Raw genomic sequence first — 22,633 nt, 5'->3', positions numbered from 1 at the left:
ATAGGTTCTTTTTAGGATGACGGGAGCGAATCGATTGATCCACTCCCGCAGCCCATTCCTACTTTACCTATTTTTTGAATGGCGGGTACCAGGTGGCAGCGGACTTTTGCACTTCATCCACTACTTGCTCCGGGCTCATTTTGCCTAAATACATTCCTTGCAGCGCATTTTCCAACGTCTGCTTCGTTGTCGGCTTGCCTTCTGCAAAATGAACAACCATCAAATACGGTGTGGAGCTAGACTGAGAAAGCTCTGCCATTTTATTCACGAGTGGATCATCAGTCGTCACACCCGGTACTGCACTGATTCGTTTGAATTGATTAGCGAACAGCTCTCCAAATTTTTTGGTTGCCATAAATTCCATGAATTTCATCGCTTCCTGCTTGTGCTTCGACTTGCTGTTGACCGCATACGAGCCATCTACCCATGTCGTAATGACAGCTTTGCCATCATCTGTCGGCATTGGGAAAAAATCGAGCTGCAGGTCAGGATTTAGCTTTTTGATTCCTTCCAGCTCAAAGCTTCCGTTGATGAACATCGCAGCCTTGCCAGTAGCAAACAACGTTCTCATATCATTCAATTCCAGACCCACATAATTTTCCGGGAAATAAGGGATGAGTTCTTGCATGCGTTGCACGCTTCCTAAAAACTCTGGGCTTTTGAGGTCGGTTTCCCCTTTTTGCAGCTTATCAAGATAGTCACTGTTGTAGCTGGCAGGGGCGATTACGCCATGGCTCAGGGACAACAGCCAGCCTTCCTTCGCACCAAAGGAAATCGGAACGATTCCTTTTTCCTTCAAAGCCTTTGAGGTTGCGATCAGCTCATCCCAGCTTTTTGGCTCCTTCAATCCATTTTCCTCAAATATTTTTTTGTTGTAGTAAAATTGTGTGGAGTTTAGAGAAAGCGGCACTCCATACACCTTGCCATCCTTGCCTGTCGCTGCTGCGAGAACATCCTTTGGAAAGCTGGAGATGCCAGCAACACCGTCTAGCGGCTCCAAATAGCCTGCTTCCGCTAAAGAAACGCCTGGTGCATATGGACGAAGCTGCAATATGTCTGGGCCGCTATCACTTTGAAGCGCTGTATTCAAAATCGTATTGTACTCAGTTGCTTTGAACGGCTTGAACTCGATCTTGATGTTTGGATTGTCGGCTTCAAATGCTTTAATGATTTGCTTGTAGCCTTCTGTGTCTTCTACACGCCAGCTATGCATCGACAATGTTACCTGCTGGCCTCCCCCTTGACCGCCGCTTGCATTGCCAGCCGGCTCCCCTCCCGGCTTTGCTGGCTCTGTCCCGCCGCCACCACTACATCCGGCAAGTGCCATAGCCGCTGCCAGCACGACTGAAGCTGCTGCATGAAAACGAAATTGCTTCATCTTAAACCCTCCCCCTTATTCTTTGCGCCTTGCTCTATTCAGTCAGACTCTTGTGTAGCTGAGTCGTGACAGCGTCATGTAATAGCGGTCGCAATTGCCTAAGCTGATGGTTACGTCCCAGATGAACGACATTCGTCAAAAAGATGACCGCCAAATCCTGCACCGGATCGATCCACATGCTCGTTCCTGTAAAGCCTGTATGTCCATAGCTGGATGGATGGAAGCCGTTGCCACAGCTGAGAAGCGTCTGGGAACAATTCAGCTCCCAACCGTATCCCCTGCTTCCAGATGCCTGCACCGTGTGCCAGTGAATCGCTTGCTCTCTCCATTCATCAGAGATAAGTGGCGGGGTGCCGTACAGCCAGCTCATTGCGTAACGGCATAGGTCATCCGCAGTCGAAAACAGCCCTGCATGACCAGCTACCCCTCCCATCACATACGCTTTTTCATCGTGTACCTCGCCTGCTATATATTTTCCTGTTAGCGAGCAATATTCTGTATACGCAATATTCCTAAAAACGTAAGTATTCGGACAATATCGAGTGTGATTCATCCCGAGCGGCTCGTATACATGATTCGTCACATAGGCGTCGAGCTTTTGTTTTGTTACACGCTCGATCAAAAGCCCCAGCCAGATCATCCCTAAATCACTGTATACAACCTGTGTGCCGGGGGCATGAAGCAACTTTTGCCGAAAAAGAAGCTCTGGCAAAACGATCTGGCTGTCTCGCCTCCGCTCCTCCAGATCAGCTGGCAGCCCAGATGTATGTGTAAGCAGCTGAGCAATCGTAATCGAAGCTTTATCGGCTGGACAATCAGGGAAGTACATGCCAATCCGATCATCCGGAGCGAGAACTCCCTCTTGGAACAAAAGCAGGAGAGCAGGAAGCGTCGTCGTCACCTTGGTCAATGAAGCCAGATCATACAGCGTTTCAGGTGTGACTAGCTGATCCCCCGTCACGCTCGTCTTGCCTACATCGCAGGCATACCAGACACGTCGATCATGAATGACGCGCAAGGCAGCACCCGGCAACAAGCCATCGTCTACCCATTTTTGCAAAAGCAGCTTCACTTCGTTCATGCTCCCCCTCCTTTTGTTCAGCTCGATGAGCGTTTCGTTCTGCTTACAGCCAGTCTCGTCTTTTCCAAAAGCGGAATTACTTCTTCCTGCTTGCGGCTGACCATCGTGATGAACAAAATATCGATCACATTCAACTGGGCAATCCGAGATGCCATCGCTCCGCTTCGGATGCTTTTTTCTACCGAGCTGGTAAAGAGGCGTATATGAGCCAAATCCGCGACTGGTGATGGACCGAATTTGGTCAACGTAATGATCGTTGCTCCCTGCTGCCTTGCTTCCGTCAAAGACTGGATGATATCCTCGGTTTGCCCGGAGTAGGAGATGCCAATCACCACATCTTTGTCCGTCAAATTGACGGCAGAGGTCAGCTGTGCGTGAAAATCAGAGTACGCTTCACACCACAAATTAATCCGGGAAAACTTTTGCCTGATATCGTCTGCGATGACTGCAGACGCACCTACGCCGTACACATCAATTTTGCGTGCCCGAGACAGAGCATCTACTGCCTTTTTTACTTCCTCATTTGACAGGACGGACAATGTATCCTGAATGGATTGGACATTGTTCCAGCTGACTGCCTGCATGATGGATTCGACCGAGCCCTCCATCATGATTTCCTGATAACTACCTGTAGCAGCTGTCTGCTTCGTCAAATCGCCAGCAATCCGCAGCTTCAACTCCTGGTAGCCTTTCATATTCAAAGAACGGGCCAAACGGATGATCGTTGCTTCGGATACCCCACTCAACTCCGCCAGCTTTTGTACGGATAGCTTCACCACATCCTCTGGATGGGCAAGAATGAACTGAGCGACTTTACGCTCTGATGGTTTCAATTCGTCCAAAATGGCTTGCAGACTAACAAGACCTCCATTTAACATGTGTGACACCGCTTTCTTCCCCCAAATCTTACCTTCATTTTATGAAGCTTTATTTCTTTCGTCAATTGTTATCTAATAAACAATATTTCAAAAGAGGAAAGATATACACTACTCGCATGATTCTTTCTATTTTTTCCAAATCAATTCCCCCTTGACTTTGCCGTCACGTGAACGTTTACGCTTGGAGCCATCAACCATTCAAGGAGGAATATTGCTTTGAAACGTACTGTGATAAAAGGGTGCTGGATTCTCACCATGCGTACTGGAGAAAAGCCGTTTGTAGGCGATATTTTGATCGAGGGACAACGGATTGAAAGACTTGCGCCCTTTATCGAGGAGGAAGTCGACGAGGTGCTGGATGGGAAAGGAATGCTTGCTATGCCTGGACTCATCAATGCGCACAACCATGCCAGCATGTCACTTTTGCGCGCTTTTTCCGATGATCTGAAGCTGATGGACTGGCTAGACAAAAAAATGCTCCCCGCGGAAGCACGCATGACCAAGGAAGACATCTATTGGGGCACGATGCTCGGAACAGCCGAAATGATCGCATCGGGCACCACTGCCTTTGCCGATATGTACGTTCATATGGATGCAGTTGCCCAAGCTGTAGTGGACAGCGGAATGCGCGCCTCCTTGACTCGCGGCCTCGTCTTTTTGGAGGATGATGGAGGTCGCCGCATGACAGAAGCACTCGATTTGATCGATAACTACTCAGGCGCTGGCGATGGACGAATTACGACGATGCTGGGTCCGCACGCACCTTATACATGCCCGCCCGAGCCTTTGGCCGAGGTCGTCCGGCTAGCGCGGCATCGACGCATCCCTGTCCATATTCACCTCGCAGAAACCCGCGAAGAAATCGGGAAAATCAAGGAAAAATACAACCAGACCCCAACTGAATACTTGAATGAAGTCGGACTGTTTCAAGACAATCACGTCCTGCTCGCACATGCAGTTCATCTGACGAACAGTGACATCAAGCTGCTGCGCGGGATGAGAGGTGGCGTCTCCCATAACCCTGTCAGCAACCTCAAGCTTGCCTGCGGAATTGCACCAGTGACAGAAATGATCGCAAACGGCATAACGGTTGGGCTTGGTACCGACGGAGCAGGCAGTGCCACAACCCTCGATATGTTTGCCGAAATAAAAGCAGCAACCTGGCTGCAAAAGCTGGAGCACTTCGATCCAACGGTACTGCCTGCCGAGCAAGCGCTGCGGATGGCGACGATTGAAAGTGCCAAGCTGCTCGGTATTGACCATGAGGTGGGAACTCTCGAGGAAGGAAAAAGAGCCGATTTGATCCTGCTTGATCTAAACAAGCCGCATTTGCAGCCGATTCACGATCTACACTCTCTCGTTGCGTACAGTGCCACGGGAGCTGATGTCGATACGACGATCGTAAACGGACAAATGTTAATGCGTCATCGTCAGCTGTTAACCATGTCATGGGACGAGGTGCGTACACAGTCAACAAAACGGGCAGCTCGTTTGGTAGAGGGGCTGTAGCCTCTAATCCTGGCGTTGACGGAATTGACTGGGACAGTGACCCGTTCGCCTTTTAAAGACTCGCTCAAAGGTGCCCAGGCTGCCAAACCCTGCCTCAAATGCAATTGCCGTAATATCCAGCTTCGTTTTCTGAAGGAGCTGGATTGCTTTGTTTACGCGTAAATTAGCGATGTATTGTGCAGGGGTTTGGCCCAGCTGTGCACGGAATAGCCGAATCAAATGATATTTACTGAGTCCGGCAGCATCTGCGACCATATCCAGCTGTATGTTCTCCGAAGATTTCTCATAAAGAAAATCGACAGCTCGGCGAAGCCCCGGATGAGAAATGAGCAAGCTTCGATCCTCATGCTTGTTGTCATGTGTCCCATCCTGCAAGGTCAAAAGCAGGCGAGCCAGCTCAAGCTCTGTCTCTTGCTGCTCCAGCTCAGAAAGCGGCCGTGCCATGGTTTGCAGCACAGAATGCTCCGCCAATCGACGAAACATATCTGTCGCCCCCTCTGCCCACGGAACAAATTCGATGGAGGAAGCCGGTTTCCCAAGTCTCTCCTCCTCTACTCCCCGCAAAAATGACTCTTTGAAAAAAAGCAGCATCATGCGGCTCGCCTCCTCTCCGGCATAATGCCGATGACGATAGCCAGGAGAGAGCACGAGACGCTGATCGCCTGTTACCTTTCTGATCTCCCCGTTGCATTCCATACGGGGCGATCCATTTAGCGGAATGCTTATTTGATAAAATCCTTGATGATCATGCAATTCGTCTGCTGAATGGGCTGCCACCTGATAAATAAGGATGGCGCACTGCTCCATCTCCAGCCTAAGTAATTTGGATACATCCTCCATAGCTTTTATCCTCTCCACGCCTCTTGTCAGATTCCGCAATTATTGGCGGAATAGAAGCGCAATAATCGCCGAGACCATCTCCAATTTGTTCGCAATAATAGGTTCATTACCTTTTAGATAGCGGGGTTTCCATCAAGATGAACTGGTCCTTGTTACGCAGCCGCAATTTCGTATTGTTTCTCGTCCGGGAATCGCTCTCTCTTTCCGGCACCATCTTTCTCAACATCTCGCTTGCTCTCTACATTCTGGCCCTGACAGGCTCAGCAACCAAGTTTGCATCGGTCCTATCTCTGGGCATCATTCCACATCTGTTATTCGGGCCGCTCGCTGGAATAGCCGTCGATCGGATGAACAAACGCACGCTGATACTTCTCTTGGAGTCCGGGAGAGCCATATGTCTTCTCGCTATGTTTATTTTTGCTCAGCTTGGCCCCATCCAGGTAGAGGTGATTTACGTTTGTGTGATGTTGTTTTCTGCCTGCGATGTGTTTGCAGCGCCCGCCTACGTGACGCTCCTGCCTGCCATTGTTAAAAAAGATGAGTTGAACGATGCCAATGCTTTGGATACAACCATTGTAGAAAGCGTTCGGGTACTCGCTCCTTTTATAGGAACGGTGGTCTACAGCCAATTCGGAATCAGCATGGTCTTTCTCGTCCATGCTGCTCTCTGTCTTTTGTCAGTGGCGGCTACTTTCCTGATTGTACTGCCGCCGCAAATAAAAAAGGACTCTGCTACCACCATTTTACATGATCTGAAAACGGGGTTGCAGTCCTTTACGAGGGACACGCGAATATTCTCACTGGTAGCGAATGGAATGCTGACACATGTGTTTCTGTTTCCGTTTGTACTTCTCGGCTTTCCGTTCCTGATCAAGCAGGTATTTATCGGCAGCGATCTTGATTTCGGGATGGTCGAGAGCTTGCAGACAGCCGGCTCCCTGTGCAGCATCGTAGGGGTCGTGTTTTTGCAAAAAAGGTATACGCTACCCGTCAATATCGGGATCGGCATTCTCGGCTTGATCCTGTTTGTTTGTCCGTTGCTTTTGCTGGTCCACCCTGAATTTATTCAGACGCTTTCACACCACCCGTCACTTGTTGTCGGCTTTTTCGGGGCAGTCAGCTTTCTGCTATTTTTTGCCTTCGGTACATACGGGGTATTTTTTCGGACCTTTTACCAGCAGACCATCGACCCAATCATGCTGGGGCGCTTTGTTTCTGTCATGGCCATGCTGTTCGCCATCAGTCGGTTCGCCGGTTTTCACCTGTATGGAAAGCTGTTTGATTCGTATCCGCTTCTTTATCCGATCGTGATCCTGGGAGTCGGAATGGTACTGAAGCTGCTGATGCACATCCCCTTTTTGCAGGAAGAAAAGAAACGAAAAGCACGGGCCCTCTGAATGCTCGATTGGTCGCTTTCTCAAAGATTGATCCAACAAAATCCCACAGCAAGGCATATCGCAAACGCACTCCATTGCAAATAAGGAATGAGCAGGGAAGAGGCAATCTTGTTATGAGGACGGCTAGCCCGAATGAGCACCCATGTCGAATACGTCACGAATACCATATCCAAGGTGGCTAAAAAAAGCTGCTGAAATCCGAACAGTAACAGGGGAAATAGTTGATTGAAAAACCAATTTATTCCAAACAGTAGCAATAACTCCTGATTCATTTGCCCAGCTCGAACAAGCAAGACAACGGAGAAAGCGATCAACAGGTGCAAAAGGAACCAAATGACCGCAAGAAGAGAAGTAGACGGTGTTCCATCGGGCTTGGTCAAAGACTCGTACCAAGCCCCACCACCTGGAAACGCAAAGCCTGCCAGTGAGTAAAATGCTACCACTACCAGAAATAACAGTCCATCGCGCAGGATTATCATCAACCATTCCGCTCCTTTGCCTAGTATCTCTTTACTAGTCTATGAGCGATCCTAGCAATTTCATGCCGTTTTCACAGATTTGCTTACTCAACTTACTCGCTAATGCCAAAATACTGCCGCCTCAGCTCGTTAAATCTCTCGCTGTCTATTTGCTCTTTTGACATTTTGCCATCTACCCATTGCGTAAAGGAGGTATCCGTTAGGGTGATCGTTCCTGAGTTCGTAAAACGGGTGAGCAGCGGCGTCTTGTTAAAGGGCGACTCGGCGTGATTCGCGATAATCTCCTGAATCTCATCGAACTCGGATACGTCCGTCACTGGCTTTTTGGGATCAAATGCATATCCGATTCTCCAGTCCGTATCCTTGTATGCGAGCTTCATTTCCAGAACATAGTCTCCATACTCGCTTGGCATTTGCTTGATCCGGAATTGTCCATTACGAGAGGAGATAATCTCTCCCGTCAAAGGAACAGGCTGCAGGGGCAAATTCCCTCCAAAGCCGGTATCAATCACATAGGTTTGTCCCTGATGCGTCAGAAGAATCGTGACATGTGTTCTCCCGATAGTCAGAAATTGTTGAGCTGCGGGTTTATAAACAACTCCGCGTGTCAGGGCTGCTTGAAAGCCGTTTTCGATCAGGAAAAAGTAGAAGAGCGAATTTAATTCATAGCAAAGGCCGCCTTCTTTTTTCACTAGCATTTTCTCTCGCAGATAGTCTTTCGTAATCCTGCTCGTATTCTTTCCGATTATGCAGCCATTTTCAAAAGGAAGGCTTGTTGCTGTTTTTTCAAGCACCATTCCCAGTGATTCAAAGGAAATAGGCTCATCTTCAGATAACCCGATTCTTTTTCGAAATAATGCGCTAATTTCACTCATGATTCATTCCTCCCAGGAAAAGCTGAATGAAGAAAAGAGATAGCACCCACGCTATCTCTTTCTTGCAAAAAAACAACTAGTCTTACGGAAGTCGCAGAGACTCCCCTGGCTTCAGTGCTTTTCCGCGAATATCTTTTTCTGCCAGCTCAGCTACAAACGCATCTCCATCCTGCTTGATTGGAGGGAAGGTATCGTAGTGAATCGGAACCACAAAATCGGCTTCTACCCACTCTGCTGCCTTGACCGCATCCTCTGGCCCCATCGTGAATACATCCCCGATCGGCAAAAACGCGAGGTCGATATCGTGGCTGTCACCAATCAGCTTCATATCCCCGAACAACCCCGTATCCCCAGCGTGGTAGACGGTCTTGCCACCGATTTCAATAATAAATCCGCCTGGCATCCCCATGTAGACGATTTGCTGCTCGTCATCGAGGACGACTGCGGAGCTATGGAAGGCTTGTGTCATTTTTACTTTCCCGAACGGAAGTGTCGTCGCTCCTCCAAGGTTCAGTGCGAAGGTCTTGGCGCCTTTCCATCCAAGATATGTAGCCAGCTCATGCGTTGCAATAATGGTTGCGTCGTTCGCTTTTGCCAGTTCAACCGCGTCCAGAATATGGTCCATATGCCCGTGTGTTAACAGGATGTACTGCACAGAAATGTCTTCCAGCCTGGTTGCTGCCAGCGGATTGCCTGAAATAAACGGGTCAATCATGATTGAGTGCCCTTCGGTAGTCAATTGTACGGAGGCATGACCGTGAAATTTAATATCCAACATGGTATCCCCTGCCTTCTTGGTAATCTTTTCATTACTCTATCATGTTACCACGAAGAGAATGCGGAATAAAACAGGATAGGGGAAAAAGGCCGCCTAGTGCAAGGCAGCCTGAGGGACAACTACTTGCTTACTTTTTCCAGTGATGATGCTTCGATTAATGATTGTTGTGCTCAGTTACTGCAATAATTTGAGAATCACGGATGATAGTACGGCAATTATTTTCATTTTCACGCAAAATAATGGTGGTCGATTTTACCTCAACAAGCTTGCCAAAAAAGGTCCCGTTTCTTGTTTCGACCCTTACATTTCTTCCTTCGAATTTCTTCACCTGGTCTTTGAATGCCATGGTTAATCCCTCCTTCTCATGCATCCTATGTACATTTGGCATAGCCCTACTAGAGCAAATGCACAGTTGGAATGAAAATGTACTTGTACCCGTAACCATTTGTCCCTCTGCCTAGCCTTGAAACCATATAGTTTCGCGTGATTCATGCCAAGCGGGCAAATGGGAATTCGTACATCTGCTGATGAGGATTGTCGGTGCTCAGGCGAGATTTGTCGCTGGGTGCCGCATAGAAGAAAAACTTCTCCATCCGCAGACGAACACTGCAGGTTTTTGTCGCACGATTCCTACAGGAAAAGTCCGCTGCACACAGAAACGGTAATACAAGGACAATCGGAAATACATGCCAGGAGGGATACTCATGGGAAATGTTATTGAATTGGTTGCAAGAGAGCGGACGTACAGTGGCAGGGAGGTCGCTGATTTACTCGGGATCGGCGCAAGCACACTCCGCAAATGGAGCATGCTTTTGGAAAGCCACGGCTACTGGTTTTTGCGCGACAATCAAAATCGTCGGGAATACAGACAAATCGATATTAACGCACTCCAACGATTTTACCGCCTGACAAAGGACCAGCTCGTTCCACAGGAAGAAGCAGCCCAAATGATCGTCACACATAATTCGTCTGAGCCCGCACCTCGTAGCGAAGCTGCCGTAGCTCTGGCCCCGGCTCCAGTGCTCCACCCACAAGTGAAGGATGAATCTATTGCCCAGCTGGACCAAAAATTGCACATCCTAGCTAGTCATGTTAAGCAGCAGGATGCTGCCCATCAGGAGCTGCTGGCCCGTGTGGAAAAGCAGGAGGCGTACATCCGCAGCAGCCTGAAGGAGCGCGATCGCCGTCTGACCAAAGCGATGAGCGACATCATGGATGCCAAAGCGCAGCTGGCAAAAATGAAGGATGCCGAGCGGAAGACAACGATTTGGCAAAAGCTGTTTCGGATTCAGTAATCGTGCCTGTTCATATGACCATTTTTTGAAACAACCTCTATACAGAGCTCATCTGCGAGGCGGGAAAAGTACGATGCGATCCTCTTCTAGCTCAATCCGCAATTTCCCGTCCGCTCCGATCGCCTGAAGATACTCCTCTGGAATTTGCAGTCGCCCTGCCTGATCAAGCACAGCGCATTCATCATGGGTGTCTTCCTCCGCCGCCTCTCCGTCAGGAAGCACGGCCTGTTCTGCAACTGCGCCTTTTCGCCGCACGATCTCACTTGACGTTTTTCCGTCACGGATAGCTACTACTCGATCTACCTTTCGCGCCAGCTCCAAATCATGTGTCACGATGACAACCGTGAGCCCGAACGAACGGTTGAGCTCCTGAAAAAGGTCAAGAATCATTGCAGCTGTCCGGGTATCGACACTACCTGTCGGCTCATCAGCTAATAGCAGCTTCGGCTCATTAGCAAGTGCAATCGCAATGGCTACTCGCTGCTGCTCGCCTCCGGACAGCTCACTGAGCCTGTTGTTTTTTCGGTGACTCAATCCAACCAAATCCAATAATTCCTTTGCTCGCTCTCGTTTTCGCTTGCCCCGCAAAAGCATCGGCAGCTCCACATTTTGCTGGGCGGTGAGATAGGGAATCAGGTTACGGGCGTTGTTCTGCCAGACAAAGCCTACTGTCTCGAGACGATACTTGACCAGCTCTGCGTTCGTCAGCCGAAAGAGGTCCGCTCCCGCTACGAACAGCTTGCCTGCGGACGGACGGTCCAATCCTCCCAGCATGTTTAAGAGCGTCGATTTGCCGCTTCCGCTGTTCCCAATAATCCCCATCAGTTCTCCGTTCTCTACCTTTAAGTCAAGTCCTTGCAGCGCAACCACTTCCAGATCGGCTGCTTTATAGATTTTGACCAAATTTTCACATACAATCATCCGCTTAATCCTCCCCCAGCTTCACGGCTTGATGGATCTGCAAGCGAGACAACAGGATGCCCACGACCCCGATTCCAATCATCAATGTGATCGCAGTAAACGTATAAATGATCTGTTCATCTTGCGGGTTAGACACCACTGAAAAGGGCGGTACCTGTTTATCCGCCTGAAGATACAAACCTAGTGCAGGAAGGAATAGCATGTTTGCCAGTTTCCCCGCCATCATACCAATGGCAAACGCAATACCAAACGTCAGTAACTGCTCCCATGCTAGAACGCGTACAAGCTGCCCAAATGGCATTCCCATGGCACGAAAAACACCATATTGCAATTTGCGCGCTCCAAGCGTAAGCACCCAGTACATGATGTACCCGATAAACGTAATCAGCATGGACAAGAGGAAGCCAAGCGTCAAAGCACCGTTCAAGCCTAAGTAATAGGCACTGTTTTTTACCTTGATCAATTGCTGCCCCGCATTATCCAGCTGACTCAGTCTGATATTTGCCTGAGAGATTCCTTCATAGAGGTCCTCGGTGGATGCCTCGGGGTTCATATCGAGCCAGACTTGATACGGCTCCAGTCGCATTTTATCTTGTACGAACGGAAGATTGGCCACTACCAGATACCGCTCTTCTTTTCCATTGCTGTATGTTCCTTTTTTCGGCACCGGATTCCAGCCCGGCCAATAATCTACGATGGCATACACGATCGCTTCTGCCGGGCGCGCATCCTTCCAACCGACTACAATCGTTTGTCCCTCAATCACATTCAGCTTGTCTGCAAGAGTTCGTGAAACGATAACTGCTTGAGGCTCTTGGGCTAAAAGATTCAAATATTCATAGAAATGATGCGGAAACAATGCTGGCTTCCACCATGCGACCTGCCCGAAATCTTGTGGATTGATGCCCATCAGTGACACTCCCATAGCCGAGCGATCGCCAAAAGACGCCTCCGCCAACTCATTCACATAAACCTTGGCTGCATGCTTCACCCCTGGCAGCTGTGAGTAAGCTGCAAAATCTTGTTCCTCGTACGTTATAGGCACTGCCTCTGGCTCGTTGCTATTCATAGCTTCCCCTTCTGGTCCATTCATCGGATTTCGATGAATCATAACGGCAGGCTTATCGCTATTCCAGTCTACTTTCAAGCGAATATCTGCACCTGTGTCGTAGCGTATGCGCTCTTCTGCATTCTGATTGATCGTACGTGCCATACTCGCACTGAACATTCCTACGGCTACGGTGATGGTGACAAACAGCATGAGAAACTGATAGTGCCGGGAAGCTCGCCCGACCTGCACCAAGGTAGTATGCAGAGAAAGAGGAAAAAAGTGACGCCCCGCCCACAATACAAGCCTCAGAATCCACGGGTAGACTCGAAGACAAAATAGGCCAAACCCCAAAGCAAAGAGAACAGGCACAAAAAAGAGCAAGAAATCAACAGACATCACTGGAGTGTTCTCGCTTGACCCGGCTACAAAATCAAGCGTCTTTTGATAGGAATACCAGCCGTACCAAGAGATCAAAAGCAGTAAGACATCCAGAAACAGGCGATGCCAGATGATTTGCCCAGTCATCCGCGCTACCTCTTGCTTGTGCGATACAATGTTTTTTCTCGTCGCCATAAAAACAGATACCAGATTCAAAGCGACACACAAGACGACCGTCCAGCCAGCATAAACGAATACTTCCTCGTTCAGGGTAACATCCAGCCCCGTCCGATCGACGAACTGGAGAAAGCCATTGGAAATGCCAAGCAATTTGCTAAGCAGTACCCCCACAAACGGACCGATCGCAAGTGCGCATAGTCCAAGGATGACGATCTCCATGAAAAAAATAAAAAACACCTTGAAACGACTAGCTCCCCTGCTGCTCAATACAGCAATTTCTGTACGCTGACGCTCCACAATCAATCCCGACACCATCACCAGATACAGCCCTAACATGACAAAGATAGGGACGTAGAGTGACCAGAGAATCATCCGAAATTGTTTGCTCTGCTCATCATATTTGCTGACGATGCTGCTGGCAGGAAATTGAACTCTGAACTCATTTTTCTTCAATCCGTACTGAAGCAGCTGATCTTCGACGTCAGAGGTAGTCGAGATCAGCCGGTCTTTATCCAAGGCGCGAAACGATTGATAGTGAAAGGCAGTGTAAAGCTGGATCGAGCTCACCAGATTTTGTTCCTGCAAAAGCAATTTGCGAAACAGCTGCTCATTGATCACAAAGCCCTTCGTGTATTCGCCAGTAGAAGCGAACCAGTACGGATCGTTTCCCTCTTTTTCTTTAAAAACCCCGACTGGCTTGATAAACATTTTGAAAGTAGCCTCTTTGTCGGATGTTAGCTCGTATGTACTTCCCAGTATCATCCGCCGATCCTTCAAAGCTTTTTCTGTCACTAGCGCTTCGTACACGCCATCTACAGGAACTGCTTCAGGCAGTCGCCCATCGACAAGGGTCATATGCTTTTCCAGCTCGCTTAGCATATACAGCGGCGTGCTTTCAGGAAGTGTGGCTCGCTCCTTTTTTTGGTCTGCCAAAATTGCCTGGAACGGAACTGTCCGCAAGACTGTCGTATGTTCATATACAGGCACCTGAAGCGGCTCTATTACTTTATTCTGAAGATAGCTTTCCATCTGTTGAAGAAGTGTGGAGCTATCCTGTGCCAGCTTATTTAGATTGATCGAAACTAGCAGCCCGCCTGGAAAATGCTTGCTATCCTTTTGGTATTGCTCCAGGTCCTTGGTCAACATACGCTGCTGTACGCCTGTCGTGAAGGCGGGTATGCTCGAAGCCAGTCCAACCGCGACTATCAGCCCCATCAGCAGGCTGCCGACGAGCCAGCGGTTGTTCAGCATTTTCCGCAGGATCATTTGCAACATTGCCACGCCTTGTCCCCCTATTCCAAAATGACCAACTGACCTGCTTTCAGTCCACTGCGAATTTCGACCTGCGTCTGATTGATGATTCCGACTTCCACATCGATTTCTTTTTTGCTCTTGCCCTCCAGCACCCGGACGTATTGCCTTCCGGAAAAGTCATGAAGTGCTCGCTTCGGTATGATCAACGCCTGATCCTTTTTGTCGACGATCACCTCGATCGAAACGCTAGTGCCAGTCTCAATGTCCTCGGCGAGATTCTTCGGGGAGATGAGGAGGCTTCGTTCGTACAATCGAGTCAAATCCTCTGGCAAATTGTCCGGAACGCTGAGCGGTGTCTGCACGACTGTTCCTTCCCCTTTCGCTCCATTACTCCAAGCAAGTGTCACTTTCATTCCTTCCAGTACGTCCTTGATCGCTTCTTTCTCCGGAGCCGTATACAAAATAAACAGCTTCTTGGGATCTCCGACTGTTACCAAGGTTTGATGCGCATCCACTTCATCCCCCACCTGCTCATTGCTAACGAAGATGACAATCCCGTCAAGCGGTGATATCAGCTTGGTTTCCGTCAACCGTTTTTGAAGATTTCCGAGCTCCATCTGTTTTTGCTTGAGATTTAGCTTGGCGCGCTCCACTGCATACTCCTTGCGCTTCGGGTCCTGCAATTTGGCTAGCTCTAACAAGGACTTGTCCCACTCGATTTGGGCAAGCTTGGTCTCGCTCGCTTTGGCGTTCATCTCTGCTTTGCGTACATCCAGCTTGGCTACCTCCACTTCGTAGTGGTTATCCTGTCCCGCTTCCAGTAGTTCCAGCTTTGCCTTTTCTACCTCATAGCGTGCTGATTCGATATCTCTTTCCAGCTCACTTGCGTCCAGTTCGGCCAGCACCTGCCCCTTTTTCACCAGATCACCACTTTGAACAGAAAACGATTTTAGCCTGAAGCCCTTCGTCTCTGGAAAAGAAAGCTCCCGCTTGTCTACAGTCGTGAATGTGCTGCTTCCCTTCACGCTTTTTACGATAGTTCCCTGCTCCACTTCGGCTACTTCGTATTGAATCGGAGCGGGCTCTACTAAAGGCGGTGCCAAGACTGCCTCCTCTTTCGGAAAAATCGAACAGCCCGCAAGCATTGCCGACAATAAAACAGTGGCATATGCTTTCCCTTTATGTCTGAGGATGCACTTTGCCCAAGATGAAGCCGTCCTCCAGTTCACATACATCATCTGCTACCTCCAATACACTCGGATCATGGGTTGTCATGATAATACTCATGCCCTCTTCTTCTACGAGACGGCGAAACACATGGCTAATATGCATGCCCATTTTGCTGTCCAACTCAGCAGTCGGCTCGTCCGCTAGCAGCAAGAGTGGCTTGCCCGCGACTGCTCGAGCGATTGCACAGCGCTGCTGCTCCCCTCCCGACATTTCAAAAGGACGGTGATGGGCCCGCTTGGACAATCCGACCAAATCCAACGAGTCACGGATGCGATCTTTCCATTCCATGGCGGGGATGCCAGACAGCCGTAATCCAAACTCGACATTTTCGGCTGCAGACATGAGCGGAAACAAGCCAAATGACTGGAAAATAAATCCCATATTCTTCTGCCTGATCCTGGTTCGTTCCCGATCAGACAGCTGTCCGATTTCCTTTCCCTGAAAATACACACTTCCCGCTGTTGGTCGATCAAGACCTCCCAGCAGGTTCAGTAGCGTAGTTTTTCCTGACCCTGACCTGCCTTTTAAGACGAGCAAGCGGCCTTTTTCTACTTGTATCGTTACCCCCTGAAGCGCACGTACGGCTGCAGCTCCTCTTCCAAAAACACGTTCTACCGCTCTCGCCTCTGAGATGAAAGCCAAAATGACACCCCCAATTATATGTCTGAAAAGTATGAGTATTAATAATAGTACACGAAGCCCCATCCATTTTTTAATAAAATTGGAATAAATTAATATAAACAAAAATAAAAAACCTCCTGTTCGAAAAGAAACAGGAGGTTCGTTCATGTGTCTTGATTAGTCTAGCCTTCCATTACGATCTTTCTTGCAGCGTTAACGAACATCTTCACGCCCACTTCCAAAGCATCCTCATCAATCGTAAAGCGTGGGTGGTGGTGTGGATAAGTAATGCCTTTTTCCTTATTTCCAGCAGCTACGTAAAAGAAGCAGCCTGGAGCTTTTTGCTGGAATGCAGAGAAGTCTTCGCCGCCCATGGTTGGTCGCATATGCTCGACCCACTCAGCTCCCAGCGATTCAACCACGACGTCTTCCATCAGCTGAGTGACTTCTGCGTCATTGATTACAGGGCGGTAGCCAAATTCATACTTGAACTCGTAGCTTCCTCCATGTGCGTCGGTAATCCCTTTGATGACACGCTCCATGATAGCAGGAACCGACTCGCGCAAATTCTTGTCAAAGCTGCGGACTGTTCCGCACAGCTTCACTGCACCTGGGATAACATTGTGTGTCGTACCCCCGATGATTTGCGTAACGGAGAGAACCAGGTTGTCCAGTGGATCGGCATAGCGGGAAACAACATGCTGAAGGTTTGTTACGACCTGCGCTGCAATCGCGATACTGTCGATCGTTTCATGCGGTAGGGCAGCATGTCCACCCTTTCCAAGCACCGTAATCCAAAACGTGTCTGGTGCTGCCATCATCGGTCCCGGGCAAATTCCTACTGTTCCGAATTCCATTGTGGACCACAGATGTGTACCGATCACCATGTCTACGCCATCCATAACTCCCGCTTGCACCATTTCCTCAGCGCCGCCTGGATATACTTCTTCCGCATGCTGGAACAAAAAGCGCACTTCGCCTTTAATCTGATCCTTCATACCGGACAAAATTTTAGCTGTGCCAAGCAGCATGGATGTATGTCCATCGTGACCACACGCATGCATCACGCCAGGGTTTTTGGAAATAAATTCGAACGTGTTTTCCTCCGTAATCGGCAAGGCGTCCATGTCGGCGCGCATCGCCAAGACTTTACCTGGTTCGGAGCCAATCAGACGAGCCATTACGCTATTTTTTGTCGGTCTTGAAATTTCCAAATTGCCAAAAGAACTGAGCGTCTCATATACAAACTGAGCCGTTTTCTCTTCGTGGAAGGAAAGCTCCGGATTTTCGTGCAAATAGCGTCTCCAAGCAACGACCTGTTCCTTCATTGCTTCTACTGTCTGATTCAAAGCTGCTGCTGTTGTCATCCTAGTTCCTCCTCGTCCGGGACTTTCCCATGCACCCGGAGTTCTCTATCTTTCGTAGTCGCTTATTGCTCGCTTGCCAAGGACAATACGGTACGGTACAGGACTTTCGCTCCGTTTGCACAATCTTCTTTACTGGTGTACTCCGCCGGATTGTGACTGATGCCGTCCTTGGAGCGGGCAAAAATCATCCCCACCGGACATAGATCCAAGAGCTGCATGCCGTCGTGTCCAGCACCGCTCGGAAGAGTCATTGTCTCCAGTCCTTCTGCTGCACACGCTTCACGGATTGCAGTCTGAATCATTTCGGAGCATGCGACTGGCGGAACATCTTGCAGTAGTTCGACTGTCAGTCCAACATTGCGTCTGGCACAAATGGCTTCCGCTTCACGCATGATGCTTTGTTCCACTTCATCGCGAATCGCTTTGTCAATATCGCGCAAATCAAGCGAAAACTCGACTCGGCCAGGGATGATGTTCACACCGCCAGGAAAAACCTGCATTTTGCCGACCGTACCGACACTGATTGGTTTCTTCGCTGCTTCTCGCTCAATGCACAGCATCACTTCCGCAGCTGCCGCCAATGGATCGCGGCGCATATTCATCGGCGTCGCACCCGCATGGCCTGCTTCGCCCTCCAGCACAAACTTCACCCAGAGGGGACCTGCGATGCCGCTCACGACCCCAACGGATAAGCCGTTTGTTTCCAGTACTTTTCCTTGCTCAATGTGGAGCTCGACATAGGCTTTCACAGAATCAGGAGTGCGTGCCGCTCCATTGATTTTTTCTGGATCAAGACCGCTTTTTCTCATCGCTTCGGCAATGGAAATACCTTGCGCATCCAGTGGATGCAGCTCATCTGAAGTGAGTGTTCCGGCAATTCCGCGGCTGCCGATCATGCCAAAGCCAAAGCGCGTACCTTCTTCATCTGTAAAAGCCAATACCTCAATCGGATGCTGCGTCTCTACACCTTGTTCATTCATCGCTTGCAGAATCTCTACGCCTGCCAGCACGCCAAGCGGTCCGTCAAAGTTGCCTCCACTTGGCACCGAGTCTATATGGGAGCCAATAAGCACAACAGGAGCTTCCGGATTTTTCCCTTCCTTGCGTCCAATCAGATTTCCTACCTCATCCTCACGCACAGAAAGACCTGCTTCTTTCATGAAGCCTGCGATCAGATCCTTGGCTGCTCGCTCTTCGGGGCTAAACGATAGCCTCGTAATCCCGCCTGCTTCCACGGTACCGATCTTACCAAGCTGCATCAATCTGTCCCATAGTCGTTCTGAATTGATCATGGCTTATCATCTCCTGTATTTAGGTCATGCATATCGGCTGATTTACGGTTATGACCTTAATTGTATAATAGTCTGTCTATTTTGTCACTCTGGCGAGACTGGCTTTTGGGGAGGAGAGGAAAATGGAGAAAAGGCTACAGGTTCTTGGGTCACCTGCTGGGGGTATCCACTGAACGGTTCCATTGCAAAAGGGAACACTGCGTCCAAAAGTGGCGGTTTCAGGGAGTGCTTGCAGAGTTGGACGCAAAGACGTGTTTCCTTTTTCCATTTCACCTCGGTTGGTGCCCCAAAGACCTTCGCTTTTCTCCATTTTCCTCTCACGAGCCGGTTCTCTTTTTCGTTCCTAGCATTTTGTGGGTCGCTCAGGGGGATTGTGGTACAGAGACAAAAGGTCCGACCTGATTGATCGGACCCTTTAACTTTTTTCTATTTCCAGCCCCATTTTTGGAAGACTTGGTGGGCCTGTTCTGTTTTTAGATACTCGACAAATTGCTGGGCGGTTTTCTTGTTGTCCGTTGTTTTGGCGATGGCGATTGGGGTTCCGCGGTACAGCTTTTCTGCTTCTGGTAACTGGATCAGATCGGTCTCTTCCGTTAGTCGGTAATGCCAGGATTCGTATGTAATCCACGCATCTAGTTGGTTGTTGTTTTTCCACAGTTCAATAGCTTCTGCACTGCTCTTGACCGAAATCGCTATGTTATGCTGGATGCCTGGAATGAGTCCCTGCCGTCCAGCGAGATCCTCCCACAAACCGAGCTGTCCCGCACCGTTCACATCAATGATTTTGACCCCTGGTTTGGTAAGGTCTTTGATTCCCTCGACTTTTTTCGGATTTCCTTTTCGTACGAGAATTCCAGCTGCTCGCGGGTACAAGCTCGTTCTCGACTTTTCGTCAATAAGCTCTGGGTATTTGCTTACCATTTCCTGAAGCATATACTCAGAGCCGCCAAAGACGACGTCAGCATCTACCTTTGCCTGATTGATCCACTTCGCTTCTGGCCCGGCTGTCACTTCTACTTTCAGCTTTGTTTCTTTCGTAAAACGTTCTGCCAGTTCCTTCATTGGCCCCAGTGGACCTCCAGGACCGTAGACATGAATGACCTCTTCTTTCGGTGCCACATTTGTGCTAGCTGTTACCGTATTTGGCTGCGAGGTGTGGGCAGATCCTAATGCCGTGGTAAAGAGAATGATCGCAAGCGCCGTTACTGCTACAAACGTCCTTTTCATGTGTTCCTCCTTGGAATTCGTCTTGTCACACTAGGTAACGAGCCCAAGTGGAAAATGGTTTGATTCACAGTGTAATACGATACACCTTGCGCGGTCTCCCACGCGGATTCGGACTCTCCTCGGCGACTACCTCGGCAATTCCTTTTGACTCCAGCTCCATTAATATGCGTCTCGCGCTTCTTGGCAGGATTTGCATGTGTTGGGCGAGCTCGTGGGCGTTGATCATGGGTGTTCCGCGTTTTTTTAGGATGGAATCGAGCTTGGACAAGGTGGCGACGCTTAGTGAGGTCTGGCGGCTTACCTCTTGCAGCTGCTGGGAGGAATAACGGTAGGCGATTTGCTCGTCACGCCCAAGTGGTCCTACGACGCTTTTATCGTCGAAGAATACCATCCAGTTGCCGGTTCCACGTTCTTTGGCGTGCAGTAGAGCGGTTCCTCCGTGGATTTCTGCTTCATACGCCGTTTTGCCAATGCCGATTCCGCAGGTGACCAGGTCCGCGCGTATGCCAAACATTCCTTCGAGATCGGGAATGGTTTTGTAATCATGCGTCACTTCCTGCAATCTGCCTCTGGTGGTGAAAATGACATAGCGTCCGGGTCCTGCCGTTTTTAGCGAGCCTTGGAGATACTTGGTATAACGCAGCAGCTTTTCCATGGTTTTGATCTCAGCATTTTGCCATTCATCTGTAGAAAATGTCCCCCCTGCCAGCTCCCGGAACGGATCGATCTCCATCATTTGTACGGCAATCTGCGAGTCCTTGAAGTGCAGCATTTCATTGGTTCGCAGCAGCATGTGAAGTACGGAGAGCACGCCTGCTCTTGTCGGCAGTACCCGATAGGACGGGACTCCGCGTCTTTTCAGCTCCAAATCTGCGGTTCGCAAGCAAGTCACGGCGGCTTTGGTTTTTTTCTCACGCCAGAGACTCTCGTGATAGTCGGCGAGCTCAGTAGCAGAAATCGCCCCCTCGTAATGCCTTAACCAGCTGTATCCATCCGCGATTCCAGCCTCTTGCAAAAAATGCTCCAGCTCATCTGCGGAAAATGTATCAAAGCTCACCTCGTTCACCTGAATCCCGATCTCGTGGGACAGGTGGAGCAAGGTTCGATACAAGCTCGCCCCAATGTGCGGTACGTAAGCCATGGGAACCTGAACCCTTCCGGTCGCCTTTGCCAGTGCATACGGCACCTTTCCGGAGAACAGCCACATATCTACCTCATCTACGTGCGGCAAAAGCAAATCGACAATCTCCTCTTCTTTCCAATACACGATGGGCAAGCATTCAATTTCAGGAAAATCGGGCAATACAGATTGAATGATTTCCAGCGAATCATCCGCGCCCATTACGCCTAGTCGTAGTTTCAATACACGTCACTCTTTCGCGCGGTTATTTCCTTAAAGAATAGCAAAAATGTCCGGATTCCAACAGCTTGCCTGCCGCATCCTTCCATGAAGATAAGAGCATCCTTGCTGTATACTTGATTCTAACCGGAACGAACAGGCCAGCAGCCAAAGGAGATCCATTCGTAATGAAATCTGACCGAATAAAATTCCCGACAGGATTTTGGGCGGGATTACGACAAATAGGCATTGACCCATACGAGGTAGCTCGCAAAGCACAGCTGCCGCTCACCATCATTACAGAACCAGTGACAGTGACCACTGCCCAGTATTTCAGAATCTGGCAAGCCTACTCCGAGCTCGTAGGAGAAACTGCCAGTGGAATCATCAAGCTTGCAACCGCCTTTGAAACGGTACATTATCCACCCGCTGTCTTAGCGACCTATCATGCTCGCAGCTATCGCGACGCCCTGAATCGAATGGCTCGCTACAAGCAGCTTTGTCCTCCAGAAAGCTTGCGCATAACCGAGGAGAACGAGCAATGTACAATCGAATTGGAATGGATGGACAGCGAACACCTCATACCACCATTGCTGGTTGGAATCACACTCGCCTTTCTAATCGAGCTTGGACGACGAGGCACGGGTCAGCCTATAACTGCACGATCCGTGGAATTTTCGCACGCGATGGGTGACGGTGCTGCCCTTGAAGCCTACTTCGGGTGCCCTGTCCAGATTGGTGCTGCCGTTAACCGTATGACACTGCATCGAAAAGATCTGGACCTGCCTTTTCTCTCGTATAACAAAGAGCTGCTAGAAATTCTGACTCCTGTATTAGAACGTTCATTGGACGAGCAACAGAAACGTTCAACTGCCGAAATGGTCAAGTGGATCTTGAAGCGAAGTCTGTCCGGTGGCCCCCTTGATATTCAAGCCGTGGCAAGCGAGCTGTCCATGAGCGATCGTACGTTGCAGCGCCGCCTTACTGAAGAACGCACAACCTTCAAGCAACTGTTGACACAAGCTCGGCATGAGCAAGCGCGAGAATACTTAGTCGACCCCGAGCTCGATATAAAAGAAGTGGCTTTCTTAGTTGGATATGAAGATCAGAACTCGTTTTACCGCGCCTTTCGCCTTTGGGAAGGTGATACTCCTGCCCATTGGCGCTCGGAATACCTAAGAACTCACCCGTCATCATAGACGCTCGTCCTAACCGATCCTAGCAAGGCTAGCATTTTTGGCGGGTTAAGCAAGAATTTTGGCG

General features: G+C 49.4%; 20 protein-coding genes. 4 read left to right on the top strand and 16 right to left on the bottom strand.

Going from position 1 to position 22,633, the window contains the following annotated elements; genetic code table 11:
- Positions 1-67: 67 nt before the first annotated feature.
- Genes C3B52_RS14785 through C3B52_RS14775 form a run of 3 tightly spaced genes read right to left on the bottom strand, consistent with a single transcriptional unit; the run spans position 68 to position 3,337 of the window.
- Positions 68-1,378 (bottom strand): ABC transporter substrate-binding protein, encoded by a 1,311-nt coding sequence (locus C3B52_RS14785; protein ID WP_103106976.1) that lies wholly within the window; start codon positions 1,376-1,378, stop codon positions 68-70.
- A gap of 34 nt (positions 1,379-1,412) precedes the next feature.
- Positions 1,413-2,459 carry a serine hydrolase domain-containing protein gene (locus C3B52_RS14780; protein WP_103106974.1) on the bottom strand — a complete coding sequence of 349 codons (1,047 nt, stop codon included), beginning with the start codon at positions 2,457-2,459 and terminating at the stop codon, positions 1,413-1,415.
- Between the two features lie 17 nt (positions 2,460-2,476).
- A complete protein-coding gene (locus C3B52_RS14775) occupies positions 2,477-3,337 on the bottom strand; it encodes a MurR/RpiR family transcriptional regulator (RefSeq protein WP_103107249.1) in 861 nt (286 codons plus the stop codon).
- A gap of 216 nt (positions 3,338-3,553) precedes the next feature.
- Between C3B52_RS14775 and C3B52_RS14770 the strand changes: the two genes are divergently transcribed.
- Positions 3,554-4,846 (top strand): amidohydrolase, encoded by a 1,293-nt coding sequence (locus C3B52_RS14770; protein ID WP_103106972.1) that lies wholly within the window; start codon positions 3,554-3,556, stop codon positions 4,844-4,846.
- A gap of 3 nt (positions 4,847-4,849) precedes the next feature.
- Here C3B52_RS14770 and C3B52_RS14765 read toward each other — a convergent pair whose 3' ends face one another.
- Positions 4,850-5,686 (bottom strand): AraC family transcriptional regulator, encoded by an 837-nt coding sequence (locus tag C3B52_RS14765; RefSeq protein ID WP_103106970.1) that lies wholly within the window; start codon positions 5,684-5,686, stop codon positions 4,850-4,852.
- A 137-nt stretch (positions 5,687-5,823) separates the two neighbouring features.
- Between C3B52_RS14765 and C3B52_RS14760 the strand changes: the two genes are divergently transcribed.
- Positions 5,824-7,083, top strand: a complete 1,260-nt coding sequence (locus C3B52_RS14760) for an MFS transporter (protein ID WP_103106968.1) — start codon at positions 5,824-5,826, stop codon at positions 7,081-7,083.
- A gap of 20 nt (positions 7,084-7,103) precedes the next feature.
- Here C3B52_RS14760 and C3B52_RS14755 read toward each other — a convergent pair whose 3' ends face one another.
- The 4 genes from C3B52_RS14755 to C3B52_RS14740 form a co-directional block, all read right to left on the bottom strand.
- Positions 7,104-7,562 (bottom strand): TspO/MBR family protein, encoded by a 459-nt coding sequence (locus C3B52_RS14755; protein WP_103106967.1) that lies wholly within the window; start codon positions 7,560-7,562, stop codon positions 7,104-7,106.
- 92 nt (positions 7,563-7,654) lie between these two features.
- Positions 7,655-8,437 (bottom strand): arylamine N-acetyltransferase family protein, encoded by a 783-nt coding sequence (locus C3B52_RS14750; protein WP_103106966.1) that lies wholly within the window; start codon positions 8,435-8,437, stop codon positions 7,655-7,657.
- An 82-nt stretch (positions 8,438-8,519) separates the two neighbouring features.
- Positions 8,520-9,215, bottom strand: coding sequence for a metal-dependent hydrolase (locus tag C3B52_RS14745; RefSeq protein ID WP_103106965.1), 696 nt, complete (start codon positions 9,213-9,215; stop codon positions 8,520-8,522).
- 154 nt (positions 9,216-9,369) lie between these two features.
- A complete protein-coding gene (locus C3B52_RS14740) occupies positions 9,370-9,561 on the bottom strand; it encodes a hypothetical protein (protein ID WP_103106964.1) in 192 nt (63 codons plus the stop codon).
- Between the two features lie 358 nt (positions 9,562-9,919).
- Between C3B52_RS14740 and C3B52_RS14735 the strand changes: the two genes are divergently transcribed.
- Complete coding sequence (locus tag C3B52_RS14735) at positions 9,920-10,510, top strand: hypothetical protein (protein ID WP_103106963.1); 591 nt, start codon at positions 9,920-9,922, stop codon at positions 10,508-10,510.
- A 48-nt stretch (positions 10,511-10,558) separates the two neighbouring features.
- Here C3B52_RS14735 and C3B52_RS14730 read toward each other — a convergent pair whose 3' ends face one another.
- The 8 genes from C3B52_RS14730 to C3B52_RS14690 all read right to left on the bottom strand — a co-directional run bounded on the left by C3B52_RS14730 (position 10,559) and on the right by C3B52_RS14690 (position 21,394).
- Entirely contained in the window at positions 10,559-11,431 is an 873-nt protein-coding gene (locus C3B52_RS14730) for an ABC transporter ATP-binding protein (protein ID WP_103106962.1), read from the bottom strand.
- A gap of 4 nt (positions 11,432-11,435) precedes the next feature.
- Entirely contained in the window at positions 11,436-14,315 is a 2,880-nt protein-coding gene (locus tag C3B52_RS14725) for an ABC transporter permease (protein WP_235615728.1), read from the bottom strand.
- Positions 14,316-14,332: 17 nt separating this feature from the next.
- Entirely contained in the window at positions 14,333-15,397 is a 1,065-nt protein-coding gene (locus C3B52_RS14720) for an efflux RND transporter periplasmic adaptor subunit (protein WP_235615718.1), read from the bottom strand.
- Positions 15,398-15,473: 76 nt separating this feature from the next.
- Complete coding sequence (locus C3B52_RS14715) at positions 15,474-16,166, bottom strand: ABC transporter ATP-binding protein (RefSeq protein WP_103106960.1); 693 nt, start codon at positions 16,164-16,166, stop codon at positions 15,474-15,476.
- Positions 16,167-16,327: 161 nt separating this feature from the next.
- Positions 16,328-17,512 (bottom strand): M20 family metallopeptidase, encoded by a 1,185-nt coding sequence (locus C3B52_RS14710; protein ID WP_103106959.1) that lies wholly within the window; start codon positions 17,510-17,512, stop codon positions 16,328-16,330.
- Between the two features lie 62 nt (positions 17,513-17,574).
- Complete coding sequence (locus C3B52_RS14705; protein WP_103106958.1) at positions 17,575-18,804, bottom strand: Zn-dependent hydrolase; 1,230 nt, start codon at positions 18,802-18,804, stop codon at positions 17,575-17,577.
- Between the two features lie 426 nt (positions 18,805-19,230).
- Complete coding sequence (locus C3B52_RS14695) at positions 19,231-20,031, bottom strand: extracellular solute-binding protein (protein ID WP_103106956.1); 801 nt, start codon at positions 20,029-20,031, stop codon at positions 19,231-19,233.
- Between the two features lie 64 nt (positions 20,032-20,095).
- Positions 20,096-21,394: a transcriptional regulator gene (locus C3B52_RS14690; protein WP_103106955.1), complete on the bottom strand. Its 1,299-nt coding sequence runs from the start codon at positions 21,392-21,394 to the stop codon at positions 20,096-20,098.
- 164 nt (positions 21,395-21,558) lie between these two features.
- Between C3B52_RS14690 and C3B52_RS14685 the strand changes: the two genes are divergently transcribed.
- Entirely contained in the window at positions 21,559-22,569 is a 1,011-nt protein-coding gene (locus C3B52_RS14685; protein WP_103106953.1) for an AraC family transcriptional regulator, read from the top strand.
- Positions 22,570-22,633: the final 64 nt, after the last annotated feature.

The sequence above is a fragment of the Brevibacillus reuszeri genome (assembly GCF_002897295.1).
GTDB lineage: Bacteria > Bacillota > Bacilli > Brevibacillales > Brevibacillaceae > Brevibacillus > Brevibacillus reuszeri_A.
Note: the sequence above shows the minus strand (reverse complement) of the source record. Positions and strands in the feature narration are given on the sequence as shown.